A 19414-nucleotide genomic window follows, 5' to 3' on the forward strand; every position below is an offset into this window, starting at 1 on the left:
ATGAAGGTACTGGTTATCGGCGGCGGCGGCAGAGAGCATGCGATCTGCTGGAAGTTATCTAAAAGCCCGAAAGTAGATGAGTTATATTGTGCACCGGGAAACGCAGGAATTGCAGAGGTTGCAAAATGTGTGGATATCGGTGTGATGGATTTTGAAAAAATAGCTGATTTCGCAAAGAAAGAAGCTTTTGACCTGGTAGTAGTTGGTCCGGATGATCCCCTGGCAGGTGGTATTGTGGATGTATTGGAAGAAAAGGGACTGCGTGTGTTTGGACCAAGGAAAAATGCAGCGATCTTAGAGGGATCCAAGGCATTTTCCAAGGATCTGATGAAGAAATATGGTATCCCAACTGCTGCTTATGAAACCTTTGATACACCGGAAGCTGCTCTTAAATATCTGGAGACAGCACCTGTGCCTATTGTTTTAAAGGCTGATGGCCTGGCTTTAGGAAAAGGCGTTCTGATCTGCAATACAAGAGAAGAAGCAAAAGAGGGCGTTAAGACCCTTATGCTGGATAAGCAGTTTGGCCATGCTGGCGACCGTATTGTGGTAGAGCAGTTTATGACTGGCCGTGAGGTTTCTGTACTTTCATTTGTAGACGGAAAGACGATTAAGATCATGACCTCCGCCCAGGATCACAAGCGTGCAAAAGACGGGGATCAGGGCTTAAATACAGGAGGCATGGGAACATTCTCACCAAGCCCATTTTATACAAAAGAAGTAGATGAGTTTTGCAGGAAATATATTTATCAGGCTACAGTAGATGCCATGAAGTCAGAAGACCGTGAATTTAAGGGGATCATCTTCTTTGGTTTAATGCTTACTGCAGATGGACCAAAGGTGCTGGAATACAATGCCCGCTTTGGCGACCCGGAGACACAGGTAGTGCTTCCAAGAATGAAAAATGACATTGTAGATGTATTTGAGGCATGTGTAGACGGCACTTTAGACCAGATCGACCTGCAGTTTGAGGATAATGCAGCAGTTTGTGTGGTACTTGCTTCTGATGGATATCCGGTGCATTACGAGAAGGGCAAGAAGATCACAGGGCTGGAAAACTTTAAGGATAAAGATGGTTACTATGTGTTCCATGCAGGCAGTAAATTTGATGCAGATGGAAATATTGTAACAAATGGCGGCCGTGTCCTGGGAGTGACAGCTACAGGAAAAGATCTGAAAGAAGCCAGAGCCAATGCTTATAAGGCAACGGAGTGGGTTAATTTTGAGAACAAATATATGAGACATGATATTGGCCATGCTATTGATGAGGTTTAAGCTATAGAACACAGGGAACATTCAGTATAATAAACTGGGTGTTTCCTGTTTTTTAGTATGTAAGTATGAAGCGGAAGCCTGCGCTTGTAAAGGATAATTTAGACAATTGAACAGCGAAAACCCAAATTTATTTGATATATCGCTTATAATTTCACATAACATGCGGTATAATGTATATAAATATAACGTAGCGGAGTTGATGAGCATGAAAACATGTAAACAGTTGTCTTCAGAATGGGGTGTGGCAGAACATACGATTGCGGATTTGTGCAGAAAAGGAAAGATTTCCGGGGCAGTGAAGGAAGGAAAAAGCTGGAAAATACCAGATGATGCAGAAAAGCCTGTTGATGGAAGGATTTCCTCCGGGAAATATATTAAGAAGTCCGTATATGCGGAACAGAAACCGCTGCCAATAGGCATTTCTGATTATGTACGTGCTCAGTCAGAGTATTATTATGTAGATAAAACGTTGTTGATTAAAGATTTTTTAGATCAGAAGCCGTTGGTATCATTATTCACAAGACCAAGAAGGTTTGGTAAAACCTTAAATATGGATATGATCCGTGTTTTTTTTGAAATTTCAGCAAAAGATACGTCTATTTATTTTAAGGATAAAGCAATTTGGGATTGTGGGGAAAAATATCGTTCTCATCAGGGAAAGTATCCGGTGATTTTTCTTACTTTCAAGGATGTAAAATTTGATTCTTGGGGATCAACACGGAATAAAATCTATGCATTGGTTCAGGAAGAATATGAAAGGCATCAGGAGCTGCTAAACAGTGACAGATTGTCAATGTATGAAAAGGGATTTTATAAGAAAATCCTGGATGGTGATGCAAATGAAGTGGAACTTACGGCTTCTCTTGAAAAACTGTCCAAAATGTTGGCAATTCACTATGGGACAGCTCCTATCATTATCATTGATGAATATGATACTCCTATTCAGGAAGGACATTCAAAAGATTTTTATGATGAGATCATCGGGTTTATGAGAAATTTCTTTTCCGGTGCTTTTAAGGATAACCGAAATCTTTCCTATGGATTCCTTACTGGGATTCTTCGGATTGCTCAGGAAAGTATTTTCAGTGGATTAAATAATCTGACCGTGAATTCTGTAATGGATAAGGCATACGGACAGTATTTTGGTTTTACGGAACAGGAAGTTTATCAAATGCTGGATTATTATCATGTATCTGAAAAAAAAGAGGAACTAAAAAACTGGTATGACGGTTATTTGTTCGGAGATAAGGAGATTTATAATCCGTGGTCTGTGATCAATTATATTGCAAAAAACTGTACTCCCCAGGCTTATTGGGTAAATACTGGAAAGAACGAGATTTTAGAGGATGTTTTAAAGGTTGCTACGGACGATATTATAGAGAAATTATACTCTTTATTGCAGGGTGAAAAAAATGTGGCTAGAATTGACCTGAATGTTGTCTATCACTCCTTGATAGATGAACCGGCCAATATTTACAGTTTGTTACTGGCTGCCGGTTATTTAAAGGTTCTGGAAAAAAGGTTGCAGGCAGATGGATCATATCTGTGCGAGGTTTGCATTCCAAATAAAGAAATTGCGGCGGTCTATAAAAATGAAGTATTGTCGCATTTATTGCAGATTGGAGCTATCACAAGAGCAACCGCAAATAAAATTGCAGAAAGTCTTTACTTGAATAACTCCTGTAATTTACAGCAGGCCATTGCAGAGTATATGGATAGTTCTGTCAGTTTTTATGACGCAGGTACAGAAATTTTCTATCATGGGTTGATGCTTGGATTGCTTGCGTTATTGGACACCCAATACAGAATAAAGTCTAACAGGGAATCTGGGGATGGTAGGTATGATATTAGCTTGATTCCAAGAGAAAAAGGATATCCAGGAATTATTATGGAACTGAAATGGAAGAAAAATTTAACGGAAAAAGAACTTGCAGGTCTTGCCGTGACAGCATTGAACCAGATTAATGAAATGAGATATGATGCAGAAATGCGTGAATACGGGATTCAGAAGATACTAAAATTTGGAGTTGCTTTTTCTGGTAAGAGAGTTAAGGTAGAAACAATATAGAGCTTAGAATCCTGCACGGATTTTAAGAAGATGTGATGTGAAAAATATAAAAAGGGGTAAAGATTATGAAGATTAACAGGGAAAAGGTAGAACAGCTGGTAAGGACGATGAAACCATTATTTACAGACAGCAGCCGGGCTTCTCAGATTAAGACAAAAGGGGCCTGCGATTATGTGACACAGGTGGATATCCAGGTACAGAAGCTGATAAAAGAGGGGCTGTATCAGATGTATCCTCAGGTACAGTTTATGGGGGAAGAGCAGGACAATACTGCCATTGACCGGAAAGGTGATTTCTGGATCCTGGATCCTGTAGATGGCACTACCAACCTGATCCACGATTTCCGTCACAGTACATTGTCACTGGCTTATGCAGAGGCAGGAACGGTAGAACTTGGAATCGTATATCAGCCCTATACAGACGAAATGTTTGTGGCAGTAAAAGGAAAAGGCGCCTTTTTAAATGGGAAACCGATCCATGTAAGTGAAGCAAAAACACTGTCAGAAAGTCTGGTCACCATTGGAACCAGTCCTTATTATCATGAACTGGCAGACTGGATTTTTAAGGTATTTAAAGAAGTATTTTTATCTTGTCAGGATATCCGCCATTTAGGCTCCGCAGCTCTTGACATGGCATATGTAGCCTGTGGGAGAGTGGATGCGTTCTTTGAGGCAATCTTACAGCCCTGGGATTTTGCGGCGGCGAAACTTTTGATTGAGGAAGCCGGGGGAAAAGTAACGGATTTTGCAGGAAAGGAACTGCCTGTGGGAATGCCGGGGGCTGTTCTGGCAGGTAATGGGAAGACAAATGAGGAATTGCTCAGGATATTAAGTGAAAAGTGAAGAGGGCAATAGAACAGGGAAAACAGGTACTGATCGGATGATGGTCAGTATCTGTTTTTGTATTTTCAGGATTGGTTCTGATATTTGTACAGCCCATGGTTCCTTTTAAGAGTTAAGGTAGAGATAGTTACAGTTCAACTGCAACTTAAGATTTTAAAGAATTTCGATTATGTATTGACTATTGTCATATGTTGTTATATAATGTATTCAGATATTATAAAAGAACAAAATTCAGGAGGATACCAATTATGACAATCAAAGAGATCGTTGCTTCCATCAAGGCAAAACAGCCAGAAATCAAGACCGTATACTTTGTAGGCTGCGGCGCTTCACAGTCTGATCTGTTCCCTGCAAAATATTTCCTGGAGAACAACGCTAAGAAGCTTCGTACAAGTATCTATACTGCAAATAACTTTAATTACTCTACTCCAGCTGGTGTAGATGATACAGCTATCGTTATCACCTGCTCCTTAAGCGGAAATACACCTGAGACTGTAGCAGCTACCAAGCTGGCTGTTGAAAAAGGTGCTCATGTAGTAGCTGTAACTCATAAGGCAGATTCAGCTCTGGCTCAGAATGGTCAGTACCAGATCATCCATGGCTTCCATGAGAGCTATGGTGCAAAGATGGAAAAGCCTGCAAGAGTTCTGGAACTGGCTTGCGAGATTTTAAATGAGTACGAAGGCTATGAGCATTATGATGATATGCAGGATGGTTTAAGCAAGATCTTTGATCTGATCAATGATTCCTGCAAGCTGTTCCGTTCTACTGCTAAGAAGTTCGCTGAGGATCATTACAATGCACCAATCCTGTATGTAATGAGTTCCGGCGCTACTCAGTACACCGCTTATTCCTTCTCCATGTTCTTAATGATGGAAATGCAGTGGCTGCCATCCAGCACCTTCCATACCGGCGAGTTCTTCCATGGTCCATTCGAGATGGCTGATGAGAACGCTCACTACCTGTTAATGATGAACGATGGTCCTACCCGTCATCTGGATGCAAGAGCACTGACCTTCTTACAGCGTATGAACGCTAAGTACACTGTAGTTGATGCTAAGGACTTCGGTTTAAGCTCCCATATCAAGAGCACAGTTGTTGAATACTTCAACCCACTGATGATCGGTGGCGTTACCAGACTGTTAGGTGAGGAAATGGCTATCAAGCGTGATCATCCTCTGACAATGAGAAGATATATGTGGAAGCTGGAATACTAATTTCCTGTATACTCTCCAAAGAATATGATAAATAAGAAATGCCCCGAAAGTATCACTTCCGGGGCATTTAATGCGTTAGGAGACATTTTACGGAAACACAGGATCATTTAGCAGATCACATCCTAAAACCGGTCTGCGGCGCTCGTAGGCAGTTACATGGTCGAATCCGGCCTGGATCAGAAGCTTTGCGGCTTCTTCAAAGTCAGCAGCTACATCGGCTGGCCTGTGGGAGTCAGAACCTACAGTGACGATCTCGCCTCCAAGCTCCTTATATCGTTTTAATGTACGAAGTCCCGGCATTGGTTCACCGGCGCCCTGGCGGATGCCGGATGTATTGACTTCGATGCCTTTTCCGCGGGAGATCACATTTTTAAGGATCTGGTCAATATAGCTTTCGTATCTTTCATATTCTACCGGGAAGCCGCAGCGTACCAGATGGCGTTTGATCAGATCGATATGGCCCAGACAGTCATATTCGCCGTAGGCGGAGAGTTCAATAAGGTGGCGGTAGTAGCTTTCTGTGATCTGGGGAACTGTAACGTCTGTGTAGTCCATTTTGCTGACATCTACATTTTCAATCTTATGGACAGAGCCAATGAGATAATCGAAAGGATAGTTCCTGATGATGTTAAAAGCCTCTTCACGGGCTAAATGGAGCTGTCCGAACTCCATACCGCTTTTAATGGTCAGGCGGCCTGCAAAGCGATTTATGCAGCGTTCTAAGTTGTCCCAGTACAGCTTTAAGTATTCTTCATGGAAAAACTGTCTGTGGATGCCGTGGGCATAGAATTCGTAGTGGTCTGTAAGAGCTATTTCTGTAAGGCCTTTGTCGATAGCTGCCTGACACATGTTCTCCATGGGGACTTTTGCGTCAGGTGAGACACTGTGCATATGGTAATCAGCGGTAAGCATATATCATTCCTCCTGTTGTTATGATGTTGGGGACAAAAAGTATTTTGTCTTTGGTATCTAACATATTAAAAAGACTGCTTTTTTGGTTCGGTACAGTCTGACCGGAAAAGCAGTCTTTTTGATATCATAATGAAAATTGAAGAAATCAGCCTTTTACTGCTCCGGATGTAAGTCCGCGTACAAACTGTTTAGACATGCAAAGGAACAGGAGTACCATTGGTAAAGAGGCGATCAGGATACCGGCTAACATTACAACGTAGTCGGATTTTAAGTCACCCTGGAAGGTCATCAGACCTAACGGGATGGTCATTAATTTTTTATTCTCAAGGAATACGTTTGCAAATAAGAATTCATTCCATACATTGTTTAAGTTTACAATGGCACAGGAAGCCATAACCGGCTTACTGATAGGAAGGATGATCTGTGTAAAGCGCTGGAAGCTGTTACATCCGTCTACGATCGCTGCTTCTTCTAATTCCTTTGGAATGGAGATGAAGTAAGCTCGCATTAAAAACATGGTAAATGGGATACGGAATGCTATGTACGGAAGAATCAGTGCTGCACGGGTATTGTAAAGCTTTAATGCCTGTAAGATCTTGTACAGAGGTACTAAAGCAACCTGCTCGGAAAGGGCCATACCGCCTAAAATAAGGAAGAATACGAAACCGCTTCCGGGAAGGGAAAAACGGGTCAGTCCATATGCCAGCATAGAGCTTAAAAGCAGGATGCACAGAATGGAAATAGCACTGACGATAATGGAGTTCTTAAAGTAGAAGAGAAGTCCTTTGCCCCATGCAGTTGCGTAGTTGACAAACATCCATTTTTTTGGAAGAGCCAGGGAGTTTAAGAACATTTCCTGGTTTGTCTTTAAGGAGTTTAACACCAGCCAGCATACAGGAAGCAGGATGATAGCTACCATTAACAGAAGAAATACATGGAGCAGTACGGAACAAATCCGGGTTTTTAATACATATTTGTCTTTCATACCAAAACCTCCTTATATCTCTCCGGAACGGCTCACCTTCAGCTGGAAGATAGAGGCGGTTACGGTAATGACAAAAATAAGAACACCAGTTGCAGCAGCCATACCCATATCATCATGTAAGAATGCGTTCTGATACAGGAATAAGCCAAGTACCTGGGAAGCATTTCCAGGACCACCGACAGTGGTGGAGTAAACCTCGGTAAACAGCTTGAATGCACCGATCACAGTGATAATGGAGCAGACAATCAGCTGTTCCTTTGCAAGGGGAAGGATAATGCTTACTGCGCGGCGGATGGGACCTGCGCCGTCAATAACAGCAGCTTCAATGTAGTCTCTGGACACGTTCTGGAAAGCAACTACCATTAACAGGGTAATGTAACCGGTGAACTGCCACTGGCTCATTGCGATGATACAGAAGATAGCCAGGTTTTTATCACCTAACCAGGTCTGCTGCATGCTTGCAAGTCCGATGTGCTTTAAAAATGTGTTTAAAAGACCAAGCTGCGGGTTGTAGATAAAGTTAAACATCATACCAACGGCAGTCAGGGAAACCAGTGCCGGAAGGAAATAGATGTTTCTGCAAATCGATTTAAAGCGGTCACTGGCAAGTCTGCTCTCTAACAGGAAAGCCAGGAATGTTCCAAATCCAACCTGCACGATCAGGGAGATCACGCAGTAATACACATTGTTCCGGATCATGATAGGGAATGTATCATTTGTAAATAATCTGCGGAAATTGTCAAGTCCTACAAACTTCATGGAAGAAGAGTAGGAAGAAAGACGGAAAAAGCTGTATACAAGGTTAACGATAATAGGGATATAAACAAAGCCAAGGACCATTAAAAGGCCGGGGATCACATATAAATACGGTGTGAGTTTTGTTTTCTTTTTCATCCTGACACCATCCTTTTCTTTAAAGATAGGGAGCAGATGCTGCTCCCTATCGTGGATTTCTTATAAAACTTTAACGAAAACTATTCAACCAGTTTCTGGGCTTCAGCAGCTACCTTCTGGATCTTAGCCATTGCGTCAGTTGGGGTTACGTCACCATTTGTGATGTCGGAGATCTGGGTCAGATACTCGTCGCAAACTGTGGAGTACAGAGCGTTATCAAACCAGATGTCCATCTTCTTAGCGTTGGAGATTACATCGTAAGCACTCTTTAAGGACTCATCGGTTAAAGTCTTGTCCAGACCAAGGGAAGCGTTGAACCAGCCAACCTGCTCAGCCTGCTGTGCACCAACTTCAGCACCAAGGAACCATTTTAAGAACTCTACGCACTCATCTGGGTACTTGGTCTTAGAGGAGATCGCAAATCCTTCAGGAGCGCCGGATACCAGATTTGGATTACCCTTAGCACCTTCAATGGTTGGGAACTTGAACATTCCCCAGTTCAGATCTGGGTTTTCCTGCTTAACATTGGTGATCTCAACTAACTCTGCAAAGAGGATAGCGTTCTGTCCCTGAGTAAAGCCTAAACGGGCCATATCATGGGTCATACCATTTACACCTGTGTTCATGTAGGATACTAACTGCTGGTATTTTTCAAGAGCTTCTGCATATCCTGGATCGGTAAATTCACCGGTCTTAGGATTGTAATCCTTTGCTCTGGTCTCATCATCTACTAACTGCTCATTTAATGCACCGATGTAGTGAGCAGATGGCCACTTGTCCTGATTTCCCTCTGCGATAGGATCCATACCGGATGCTTTGATCTTGTCAAGAACATCGATGAACTGATCCCATGTCTCAGGAACTTCCAGTCCTAACTCGTTGAAGATATCTTTGTTGTAGAAGAATTCTTTTGCATCCAGACGGAATGGGATACCATAAACCATGCCATCTGCCGTCGTGTATTCATTCATCTGTGTTTCCATCAGAGAAGCTTTCCAGTCAGGATCTGCTTCCATATATGGAGTTAAGTCTAATAACAGGCCTTCACGGATAAATCTCTCAGAGAACTCACCGCAGAAGCTGAAGAAGATATCTGGGCACTCATCGGAACCAACTACGACTTTGATCTTCTCTTTGTATGGCTGGTTCTGTGCGCTGGTCACTTCAAACTTGATATCTGGATGAAGGGATTCGTACTCAGCAAGTTTGCTTTCAATGAAGCTGTTGCATGGATCATCAGGGAAACGATGGAACAGTTTGATGACTTTTACGTCACCGCTGTTTCCGGAATCAGCAGCTGCTTCTGTTTTGCTTTCTCCACTGCCTGCTGCGGCTGTGGTGCTGTCAGAAGAGGAACTGCCGCCTCCGCATGCGGTAAGGCCCAGTGCCATTACTGCTGCAAGTCCAAGGCTTACGGTCTTTTTCAGTTGTTTTTTCATAATGATCTCCTTTCGGTCCTCAGTTTCCGGTGTCTCTGTTGTATTGATACAACACATAACACCTTAGTACAAAGCATACCACATTGTTATATGACTTGCAACTGTTTTTTTAATGTTTTTGTAACTTTTGTTGATAAAGTTTTAACTAACCGGTACTTTTTTGAGAAAAAATGACGACGTTTCTTAAGAAAATAAAATTATTTCATAAAAAACGCCGTTGTTTTTAAAGTTCCTCTTTATAGTTGTATTGTCTCACCTGAAGAATATTAGGTATAGCATTTTGTACTATGAACTTACGTAACAATCGTAAGACGGTATCTCTGGGGGTTGGTAAGCAGCTTGCTGTAATGCAGCACTTCATTATCCTGATCGAAAACCTCATCCTTTTGCAGCAGGAGGGCATGTTTTTCCGGAACCCCCAGACGCTGTGCTTCTTCCGGTGTGGCATAGCAGATCTCCACTGTTTTAACAGAATGGGTTGGAATCAGTCCGTGGTTATGGAAAAACTCATAGGTAGAACCTAAAAGATTTTCCTTTAACAGAAATTCCATCCGCTTTGGATAGTAACTGTCCTCGATCATCACCGGTACATCGTCATTTTTACGCAGACGGACTATACGCAGCACTTTTTCGTTTTCATCTACACGAAGCTTTCTGGCAATGGAGCCGTCAGGGGTTATCCATTCTACAGTGATCAGTTCTGCAGATGGCACATGCCCGTCCATTTTGCTCATTTCCGTAAAGCTTATGATCTGGTTGTCTACAACACGGTGCAGTTTCTTTTCTGCCACAAAGGTCCCAATGCCCTGTTTGCGTACTACGAAACCGTCATCTGCCAGCAGTTCAATGGCTTTGCGCACAGTAATGCGGCTTACTTCAAAATGCTGGCTGAATTCTGCCTCTGTCATCAGCTTGTCCCCGGCTTTTAATTTACCGTCTGTGATCTGCTGTTTGATCTTTTCGGACAGCTGTTGGTAAAGAGGCACCATAGAATTTTTTATCATGAATATTTATTTCACTCCTAATACATTACATTTATATTGTTTTGCTTAAATACGACATGGCTATAAAAACAGGTGCGTGAAAAATTCCGAAACTGGGAGAATGTTAATCGATAATAGCAGTTCCGTAGCCGAAAGCCCCCTCTAAGCTGCAGACCTTCGCTGCAAATTTTGCTCCACAGTCCATGGCATGCTTTAGCTGGGCGATCATATGGTCATGGTCACCGACAAAAAGAGCTCCATTTTCCTGAAGCAGGGTAGTGAGCAGAGTGGAGAAATAGGAATCTCCGGCGCCCATGGTATCTAATACGGTTTCTGCTTTATAAGCAGGTGCATAGACGATCTCACCGTCATAAAGTGCATAGGAGCCGTCTTCTCCTACGGTACCTACTACTAAGGTTACCCCGTAGGAGGCCGCTTTTTTCATTTCACGCTCTCTTTCCTCTGCAGTTAAATGTGCGCAGGAAAGAAGAGCTACTTTGATATGAGGACACACTTGTTCAAACAGGGCATCGTCCCATACAGTAGAGAAATCAAAGGCAATAGGTACACCTGTCTCTTCTAATAAAGACAGATCATTATAGATATAGCTGTTTGTATTGGAGTAGATCACCTGGAAGGACTTGATATAGTCCAGATCTTCTTTTGTAAAGTCAAATGGATGTTCTTTAGCAACACCACCGCGGTTGGAGCCTAAGAATACACGATCCCCGTCCTTTAAGGTAACGCGGGCTGCACCGTTTTCACCGTGGAAATGTCTGGAATGGCTGAAGTCTACGCCTAGCTGGGTTAAGATCTTGCAGTTGTATTCAGCAACGCCATCATCACCAAATTTGCCAAGATATGCTGGTTTTCCGCCGTTCATAATGGAATAGACACATGTGTTTACACACTGTCCCCCTGGATACATTTTTCCTCTGGATAAGTATTTATCCACTACATTATCACCAATGGCAATGATTTTTGCTTCACTCATATTAAAAACCTCCGGTTATTTGCTCATATTTCCTGTCGGATGTCCGCAGGACAACAACAATCTGTTAGATACAATATATAACAATATATAACATCTTGTCAATGAGTTTGTATATTCCCGGAGGTTTTTCTTTTGTGCATGATTACATATACGGTTCAAACATTTTGAAGTTTCGGCAGTCAGCCTCAAATGGCTTCTGATAATAGTCGGAAGCAGTGATCTCCTGACTTAAAAGTCCGGTGTAGCCGTTTTTATTTACAGTTTCAAGCCAGTTTTTCAGGTCGTGATTTCCGTCGCCCCAGATCAGATGTCCGTAGGGAGTTCCGTCTATGAAGTGCATGTGTACAATGTTCTCGGCTCCTAAGGTATCAAACCACTGCTGTAAAGTCTCGCCTGCCACACCCATTGGACAGGTGTCGATCATGGCTTTAAAATTAGGATGGTTTATTTCCGTAAGCATCCGTTTTACATCATCAACAGTGGTTGCCAGATTGGTCTCATCCGGGCGAAGGGATTCCATAGCAAGAGTAATGCCCTTTGTGCCGGCATAATCGGCCAGCCGTGCCAACATGTCGCGGCCACGTTTCCAGCCTTCTTCCCGGTCTTCGTTTAAATATCCACGTCCGGAGTGTACAGCCATAACCGTACAGCCAAGTTCTTCACCGGCATCCAGGCCTTTTTTGAAATATTCAAAGCTTTTGGCATACAGATCCGGGTCTCCGGCTGCAAACTGATAGGGGACAGTACAGTTTTCCGGGGTGATGACCTGGATGGTAAGACCACGTTCTCTTGCCATTTTGCTTACTTTTTTACAGTCATCATATTCCAGGTTGCTTAAGAAAAAATGAGGAGAACCAGCCCATAATTCGATGGTCTTAAAACCGGCCCGCATCTGGGATTCCAGAAAATATTCCAGAGAATAGAATTTATAATGGATGTTCATGCCGGATACCTGGTTAGGTCGTATTAGTTTCATTTTGAGTACACTCCTTTAACTGTAAATTTTTTAAATTGAGTATAACACAGGAAAGCCGGGGCGTACAGATAGGAAAAAATTAAGGTATGTTTCTTTTTGTAACATGCCATATACCGTGTATGATCAGAACCGAACCAATAAAGGAGGACAGACCAAAGGGTTCCCGAAGAAATAATATTCCTGCGAACATGGACCACATGGTCTGCAGGTTGGAGAAAGCAGCAAGTTAAATGTGTTCCTAATATAAGCTGAGTGTATCATTGCAGGTGTATCTTGTAAAATACAGAGAAATCATATATTATATTGAATGGATTGAATATATTTGACTGATATTGGATGAAGCAGCAGGTCTGTTTTTTTGAAAATTGGTGTGGTGGATATAAAACAGGAGGATGTAAAGGGCATGATAAACAGAGATGACATGCTGGAGTTGACCAGGCGTATGACACCGGCCAGAGCTTCCGTAGGCCGGATCGCAGGGGCCTATTTTGATGAAGAAGGCTATGTGGACGGCACGTTTAATACGAATTTTCTGAAGCTGTCAGCCAGTGAGCGTACCAGAAATTTAAATATGGCGAAAACGGTGCTGATTTCTAAGACAAATGAGCAGTTAAAGGAATACAGAATTACAAAAGAAATGGGAAAGCCGGGAAGTGTATGGCAGCTTCTTGATGGCGTAAAAGAGTCAGAAATGAAGAATGATGGGTATATGGATCTGTTTTACGAGGTTCTGGGAGAGAAATATCATCCGGGATATCCGTTTTCCTGCTTTATGTATTATGGTCAGTATGATGTGCCGGTAAAGGGAACGGACAAGGAGTGGATGGAAGGCTCTGAAGAGGTCTATACTTATCTGCTGTGTGTTATCAGCCCGCTGACAGGTGAATATGAGCCTGGGGTACCGGAGTTTGGATTTTTGTATCCGGCTTTTAAGGACCGGAGTACAGGCTGGGAGTTTGTAAATGTGTATGAGAAGCTGCCGGAACGGGTGCACCGGGAATGGATGGAATGGCTGTTTAAATAAAAAGCAATAATAAATAAAATAATGAGAAATGAAGTTTGCGTTAAATATACTCTCGGAAAATCGGCTGCAAAGACAAGTGTAGGAAAGACTCCGAGAGTACATATTAAAAGGAAAAGGTGAAAATGACAAAGGCTACAACAAAGAAAAAACTGGCTGTTTTAGGAAATGGATTTCTGGCGGGGATCATTGTAGAGGCTTATAACAAGGGTCTTCTGGAGGAATATGAGCTGACCGGTATATTGGGACGGACAAAGGAAAAGACCGAAGCACTGGCAGAAAAAGGCGGTTGCCGTCCATGCAGCACTTTAGAAGAACTGCTGGAAGACAAGCCGGATTATGTGGCAGAGGCAGCTTCTGTTAAAGCTGTTCAGGATTATGGTATGAAAATATTGTCCGGCGGGGCAGATATGATCCTGTTATCTATTGGTGCACTGGCAGATGAAACATTTTACAGAAAGATCAGTGAATGTGCAAAAGAAAATGGAAGAAAGATCCACATTGCTTCCGGTGCCATCGGCGGTTTTGATGTACTGCGGACTATTTCTCTTATGGGACAGGCACAGACTTCTTTCCGTACAAAAAAAGGACCGAAATCCCTTTCAGGAACACCGTTGTTTGAAGAAAGTCTTATGACGGACAGAGAAGAAAAGCAGGTATTTCATGGAAGCGCAAAGGAAGCTATTTCTATTTTGCCTACAAAGGTAAATGTAGCCATTGCGGCTTCTTTGGCATCTTCCGGCCCTGAAAATGTGGATATGAGTATTTTTAGTGTCCCGGAAATGATGGGAGATGATCACAAGATCACAGCCCAGATACCGGGAGTAAAGGCAGAGCTGGATATTTATTCCAGTACCAGTGCTATTGCGGGATGGAGCGTTGTGGCAGTGCTTAAAAATCTGGTTTCACCGGTTGTATTCTAAATAACAGGAATATAAAAAGGGAAGCTGAATTGCATCAGCTTCCCTTTTAAAAACCTTATTTTAAGCCATTTCTTAGAACTTGCCAGCCTTTGCAGCTTCCTCGATGGAAACAGCAACAGCGACAGTAGCGCCTACCATAGGGTTGTTGCCCATACCGATCAGACCCATCATTTCTACGTGAGCAGGAACGGAAGAGGAACCAGCGAACTGTGCATCAGAGTGCATACGTCCCATGGTATCGGTCATACCGTAGGAAGCAGGACCAGCTGCCATGTTGTCTGGGTGAAGAGTACGTCCTGTACCGCCGCCGGAAGCTACGGAGAAGTACTTCTTGCCTTTTTCGATGCATTCTTTCTTGTAAGTACCAGCTACTGGATGCTGGAATCTGGTTGGGTTGGTGGAGTTACCGGTGATGGAAACGTCAACGCCTTCCTTCCACATGATAGCAACGCCTTCTGTTACGTCGTTAGCGCCGTAGCAGTTTACTTTTGCTCTTAAGCCTTCAGAGTAGGACTTTCTCCACAGTTCTTTTACTTCGCCTGTGTAGTAATCCATCTCAGTTTCAACATATGTAAATCCGTTGATACGGGAGATGATCTGTGCAGCGTCTTTTCCTAAACCGTTTAAGATAACGCGCAGAGGTTTCTGGCGGACTTTGTTAGCCTTTTCAGCGATACCAATAGCGCCTTCAGCAGCTGCGAAAGACTCATGTCCTGCTAAGAAGCAGAAGCAGTCAGTATCTTCTTCCAGAAGCATCTTGCCCAGATTACCATGTCCTAAACCAACCTTACGCTGGTCAGCAACAGAACCTGGGATACAGAATGCCTGAAGACCTTCGCCGATTGCTGCAGCAGCGTCAGCAGCTCTCTTGCAGCCCTTCTTGATAGCGATAGCAGCGCCTACAGTGTAAGCCCAGCAAGCGTTCTCGAAGCAAATAGGCTGGATCTTCTTAACCTGAGCATAAACGTCCAGGCCTGCATCTTTTGTGATCTTCTCAGCTTCTTCGATAGAAGCAATGCCATAGCTGTTTAATACAGAATTGATCTTATCAATTCTTCTCTCATATGATTCAAATAATGCCATCTTTTTAATCCTCCTAATTGGTCCTCATCATTCTTTACGTGGGTCAACGATCTTAACAGCGTCAGCAACGCGGCCGTACTGTCCTTTAGCCTTTTCCCATGCAGTAGTAGGATCATCACCCTTCTTGATGAAATCGGTCATCTTGCCAAGGTTTACGAACTGATATCCGATGATCTGATCTTCAGCATCTAATGCGATACCGGTTACATAGCCCTCTGCCATCTCCAGGTAACGTGGACCTTTCTTAAGAGTTCCGTACATAGTACCAACCTGAGAACGCAGTCCCTTTCCAAGGTCTTCCAGACCAGCACCTACAGGAAGTCCGTCTTCAGAGAATGCACTCTGGGTTCTTCCGTAAACGATCTGTAAGAACAGCTCTCTCATAGCGGTATTGATCGCATCACATACCAGGTCAGTATTTAAAGCTTCCAGAACAGTCAGGCCTGGAAGGATCTCAGCTGCCATAGCTGCAGAATGAGTCATACCTGAACATCCGATGGTCTCTACCAGAGCTTCCTGGATAATACCTTCTTTTACGTTCAGGGTCAGCTTACAGGCACCCTGCTGTGGAGCACACCAGCCTACACCGTGTGTCAGACCGGAAATGTCTTTGATCTCCTTTGATTTTACCCATTTTGCTTCTTCTGGGATTGGAGCAGCGCCATGATGAACGCCCTGTGCAACTTTGCACATTTCTTCTACTTCCTGTGAATAAATCATGTGTTAAAACTCCTTTCAAAGATACTTGTATGATTGGTTGTGTCTGCAAAAAACAGACATGTCCGTTTGGTTAAACAGGTTGCCTTTGTTAAAATTATCACGGCATACCTATGTTCATTTTCTCACATAATATGACATTTTACAAGCAGAATTTTCTCACCTGAGAAACAAGTTTTTCATATAAATGTACTAAAAAAAATACAGGACAGCAGGAAAATGTGGTTTGAAAATATGGGATGTATAAGGAAAAGTAAAAGAGTATAAGAAATTGCCTTTAAAACGGGGGATGGCCCGGAGTACTGCTCTATAGCAGGTACTGCCGGGCCCGCGTCATCTCTGACTGGTTTAAAATATACCATGCTCCGGCTTAAAATGCAATGGAAGTCATAGAAACGTAATGATTCGTAATATTTCTTACAAAAAACGAAGAAATAGCAGGGCTTTAGCGAAAATATTTGAAAAATCCGCAGTTTTGTTATATACTACATATTACGATAGCGGAGGTGTGTCTTTTAAGGTATCCGCTAAATATACAAATAAGGATGGTTTTACTATGGCATTATTAGAAACATGGAGAAATCTGGCATATGGTGACGGCCTGGATGATAAAAAAAGAGAAGAGCTGTGGTCCGGATATTTCCAGATTGAAAAAGGAATCTATGAGCAGATCCTTTCCCAGCCTGAGCAGGTAATTACAGGTACTGTTAAGGAATTGGCTGAGAAATACAATACAGAGATCCTGATCATGACCGGATTCTTAGATGGTATCAATGAAAGCTTAAAGGGATATGAGAACCCGATCGATACTATGGAAGAAGATACTGAAGTTAAGATCGAGATCGATCCTGAAAAGCTGTACTACAACATGGTAGAAGCAAAGGCTACATGGCTGTATGAGCTTCCACAGTGGGATGCGATCCTGACTCCAGAAAAGCGTAAGGAACTGTACAAGAACCAGAAGGCTTCCGGTACTGTCCGCAAGGGAAAGAAGATCTTCCCAAATGATCCGTGTCCATGCGGAAGCGGAAAGAAGTACAAAAAGTGCTGCGGTAAGAACGCTTAAGCAATCTGTAATGTGCGCCTGTCCGGAATCTTCCGGGCAGGTATTTTAATGTTACAGGTTCGCATTCTATGAGATCGGTACAGTTATTTACGTATCTACGAAAGGATGTATCAGGCTTCTTGTTTTCGTGAATATGGGAGCAGGAGCTGCCAGGTCTGAATTGTATAAGAAAGAAAAGGAAAAGAAAATGGAGGCATATACAAGCTTTGCACAGGTCTATGATCTGTTTCAGGATAATATTCCTTATGAAGAATGGGCAGATTATTTAAAAAGCCTGTTAAATGAATATGGAGTAAAGGACGGGCTGGTTCTTGATCTGGGCTGCGGTACGGGGAGCATTACGGAGCTTCTGGCAAAGGCCGGATATGACATGATCGGCGTGGACAATTCAGAGGACATGCTGGAGATCGCCATGGATAAACGTGGAAGATCAGGGCTTGATATTTTGTATCTTCTGCAGGATATGCGGGAGTTTGAGCTTTACGGTACAGTAAAGGCGGCAGTAAGTATCTGCGATTCCATGAACTATATCCTGGAAAAAGAAGATCTGGTACAGGTGTTTAAGCTGGTAAATAATTATCTGGACCCGTCAGGTATCTTCATTTTTGATATGAATACGGAATATAAATATACCCATCTTTTAGCAGACGGGACTTTTGCAGAAAACCGGGAAGAAAGCAGCTTTATCTGGGAAAATTTCTATGACGAAGATGAAAGGATCAATGAGTATGACCTGACTTTATTTATTAAAGAAGGGGAATTGTTCCGCAAGTTTGAGGAGACTCATTATCAGAGATGCTATTCCCTTGAGGAGGTAAAGGAAGCGGCAAAAGAGGCTGGAATGGAGTTTGTGGCCGCTTATGATGCTTTTACCAGGAAACAGGTGAAGGATGACAGTGAAAGGGTTTATCTTGTTTTCCGTGAGCGCGGAAAGTAATGTAATGGGCACAGGGAATAAAGCGCAATAGCGCAGGTATAAAAAGGAGAAATTATATGGCAGATTATGTGATCAGGGCAACTGCAGCAGATGGTCAGATCCGTGCTTTTGCGGCAACTACCAGAGATCTGACTGAGACTGCAAGACAGGCTCATAATACAAGTCCTGTGGCAACAGCGGCACTTGGAAGATTAATGACGGCAGCTGTGATGATGGGCTATGACATGAAGGGAGAAGATGACCTGCTTACTTTAAAGATACAGGGGGATGGTCCTATTGGAGGACTGGTCGTTACCGCTGATTCCAAAGGAGAGGTAAAAGGCTATGCCTTTAATCCGGGAGTAATGCTTCCGCCAAACGACAAGGGAAAACTGGATGTAGGCGGTGCTTTAGGTATAGGTGTTTTAAGCGTGATCAAGGATATTGGCTTAAAGGAGCCTTATGTGGGACAGACCATTCTGGTATCAGGAGAGATCGCAGAGGATCTTACCTATTATTATGCAACTTCCGAGCAGACCCCTTCTTCTGTTGCACTGGGGGTTCTGATGAATAAGGATAATACAGTTCGTCAGGCAGGCGGATTTATCATCCAGCTGATGCCGGGGGCTTCGGAGGCAGTTATTTCTGCTCTGGAAAAGAAAATCGGAGAGATCCACTCTATTACTACATTATTAGATGTGGAAAATACACCAGAGACTATTTTGCAGTATATTTTAGGGGATTTAGGACTGGAGATCAATGAAAAACTTCCTGCTAAGTTTACATGTAACTGCAATAAGAGCCGTATTGAGAGAGCACTGATCAGTGTTGGAAAGAAAGATATCCAGGAAATGATCGATGACGGTAAACCCATTGAGGTGAACTGCCATTTCTGCAACAAGAATTATACCTTTGATGTAGATGAATTAAAGGATATTCTGGAAAAGGCAAGAGGATAGAATAAGAATAAGAATAAGAATAAGACAGAGCGGCCAGGAAGATAAAAGAGAGCACAAAAGGAGCCAGTCATATGACTGGCTCCTTTGTAATCATTTGAAATTCACGTATAACTTACTTCAACTATCTATCAAATTGATATATGT

18 protein-coding genes are annotated in these 19414 nt (G+C 42.8%); 9 read left to right on the plus strand and 9 right to left on the minus strand.

Annotation, left to right across the window (positions count from 1 at the left end):
- The 4 genes from purD to OGM16_10345 all read left to right on the plus strand — a co-directional run bounded on the left by purD (position 1) and on the right by OGM16_10345 (position 5402).
- Positions 1–1275: a phosphoribosylamine--glycine ligase gene (gene purD, locus OGM16_10330; protein ID UYJ45229.1), complete on the plus strand. Its 1275-nt coding sequence runs from the start codon at positions 1–3 to the stop codon at positions 1273–1275.
- 205 nt (positions 1276–1480) lie between these two features.
- Entirely contained in the window at positions 1481–3343 is a 1863-nt protein-coding gene (locus tag OGM16_10335; protein ID UYJ45230.1) for an ATP-binding protein, read from the plus strand.
- A gap of 65 nt (positions 3344–3408) precedes the next feature.
- The gene (locus OGM16_10340) at positions 3409–4185 is read left to right on the plus strand and encodes an inositol monophosphatase (protein ID UYJ45231.1); all 777 of its coding nucleotides are present in this window, start codon (positions 3409–3411) and stop codon (positions 4183–4185) included.
- Positions 4186–4433: 248 nt separating this feature from the next.
- Entirely contained in the window at positions 4434–5402 is a 969-nt protein-coding gene (locus tag OGM16_10345; GenBank protein ID UYJ45232.1) for an SIS domain-containing protein, read from the plus strand.
- Positions 5403–5489: 87 nt separating this feature from the next.
- Here OGM16_10345 and OGM16_10350 read toward each other — a convergent pair whose 3' ends face one another.
- From OGM16_10350 to OGM16_10380, 7 genes are all read right to left on the minus strand, one after another.
- Complete coding sequence (locus OGM16_10350; GenBank protein ID UYJ45233.1) at positions 5490–6314, minus strand: histidinol-phosphatase HisJ family protein; 825 nt, start codon at positions 6312–6314, stop codon at positions 5490–5492.
- A 145-nt stretch (positions 6315–6459) separates the two neighbouring features.
- A complete protein-coding gene (locus tag OGM16_10355) occupies positions 6460–7299 on the minus strand; it encodes a carbohydrate ABC transporter permease (GenBank protein UYJ45234.1) in 840 nt (279 codons plus the stop codon).
- A 12-nt stretch (positions 7300–7311) separates the two neighbouring features.
- Positions 7312–8193 carry a sugar ABC transporter permease gene (locus OGM16_10360; GenBank protein ID UYJ45235.1) on the minus strand — a complete coding sequence of 294 codons (882 nt, stop codon included), beginning with the start codon at positions 8191–8193 and terminating at the stop codon, positions 7312–7314.
- Positions 8194–8273: 80 nt separating this feature from the next.
- Positions 8274–9632: an extracellular solute-binding protein gene (locus OGM16_10365; protein ID UYJ45236.1), complete on the minus strand. Its 1359-nt coding sequence runs from the start codon at positions 9630–9632 to the stop codon at positions 8274–8276.
- Positions 9633–9925: 293 nt separating this feature from the next.
- Complete coding sequence (locus tag OGM16_10370) at positions 9926–10636, minus strand: GntR family transcriptional regulator (GenBank protein UYJ45237.1); 711 nt, start codon at positions 10634–10636, stop codon at positions 9926–9928.
- Between the two features lie 103 nt (positions 10637–10739).
- Positions 10740–11609 (minus strand): PfkB family carbohydrate kinase, encoded by an 870-nt coding sequence (locus OGM16_10375; protein UYJ45238.1) that lies wholly within the window; start codon positions 11607–11609, stop codon positions 10740–10742.
- 142 nt (positions 11610–11751) lie between these two features.
- The gene (locus tag OGM16_10380) at positions 11752–12585 is read right to left on the minus strand and encodes a sugar phosphate isomerase/epimerase (protein ID UYJ45239.1); all 834 of its coding nucleotides are present in this window, start codon (positions 12583–12585) and stop codon (positions 11752–11754) included.
- Positions 12586–12988: 403 nt separating this feature from the next.
- On the opposite strand from OGM16_10380, the gene OGM16_10385 reads away from it, so the two are divergent.
- Together OGM16_10385 and OGM16_10390 are read left to right on the plus strand one after the other, a co-directional pair.
- Positions 12989–13609 (plus strand): DUF4317 domain-containing protein, encoded by a 621-nt coding sequence (locus OGM16_10385; GenBank protein ID UYJ45240.1) that lies wholly within the window; start codon positions 12989–12991, stop codon positions 13607–13609.
- A gap of 122 nt (positions 13610–13731) precedes the next feature.
- The gene (locus tag OGM16_10390) at positions 13732–14529 is read left to right on the plus strand and encodes a DUF108 domain-containing protein (protein UYJ45241.1); all 798 of its coding nucleotides are present in this window, start codon (positions 13732–13734) and stop codon (positions 14527–14529) included.
- Between the two features lie 72 nt (positions 14530–14601).
- On the opposite strand, the gene OGM16_10395 is transcribed toward OGM16_10390, so the two are convergent.
- Both OGM16_10395 and OGM16_10400 read right to left on the minus strand, forming a co-directional pair.
- A complete protein-coding gene (locus OGM16_10395; GenBank protein ID UYJ45242.1) occupies positions 14602–15612 on the minus strand; it encodes a GGGtGRT protein in 1011 nt (336 codons plus the stop codon).
- 27 nt (positions 15613–15639) lie between these two features.
- Positions 15640–16332 carry a hypothetical protein gene (locus tag OGM16_10400; GenBank protein UYJ45243.1) on the minus strand — a complete coding sequence of 231 codons (693 nt, stop codon included), beginning with the start codon at positions 16330–16332 and terminating at the stop codon, positions 15640–15642.
- A 553-nt stretch (positions 16333–16885) separates the two neighbouring features.
- Here OGM16_10400 and OGM16_10405 point away from each other — a divergent pair.
- From OGM16_10405 to hslO, 3 genes are all read left to right on the plus strand, one after another.
- Entirely contained in the window at positions 16886–17395 is a 510-nt protein-coding gene (locus OGM16_10405; protein UYJ45244.1) for an SEC-C metal-binding domain-containing protein, read from the plus strand.
- 187 nt (positions 17396–17582) lie between these two features.
- Positions 17583–18332: a class I SAM-dependent methyltransferase gene (locus OGM16_10410; GenBank protein ID UYJ45245.1), complete on the plus strand. Its 750-nt coding sequence runs from the start codon at positions 17583–17585 to the stop codon at positions 18330–18332.
- 56 nt (positions 18333–18388) lie between these two features.
- On the plus strand, positions 18389–19270 hold the full coding sequence (gene hslO / locus OGM16_10415) for an Hsp33 family molecular chaperone HslO (GenBank protein UYJ45246.1): 882 nt from the start codon (positions 18389–18391) through the stop codon (positions 19268–19270).
- Positions 19271–19414 lie beyond the last annotated feature (144 nt).

Source organism: Lachnospiraceae bacterium, from assembly GCA_025758065.1.
Lineage (GTDB): Bacteria > Bacillota > Clostridia > Lachnospirales > Lachnospiraceae > Enterocloster.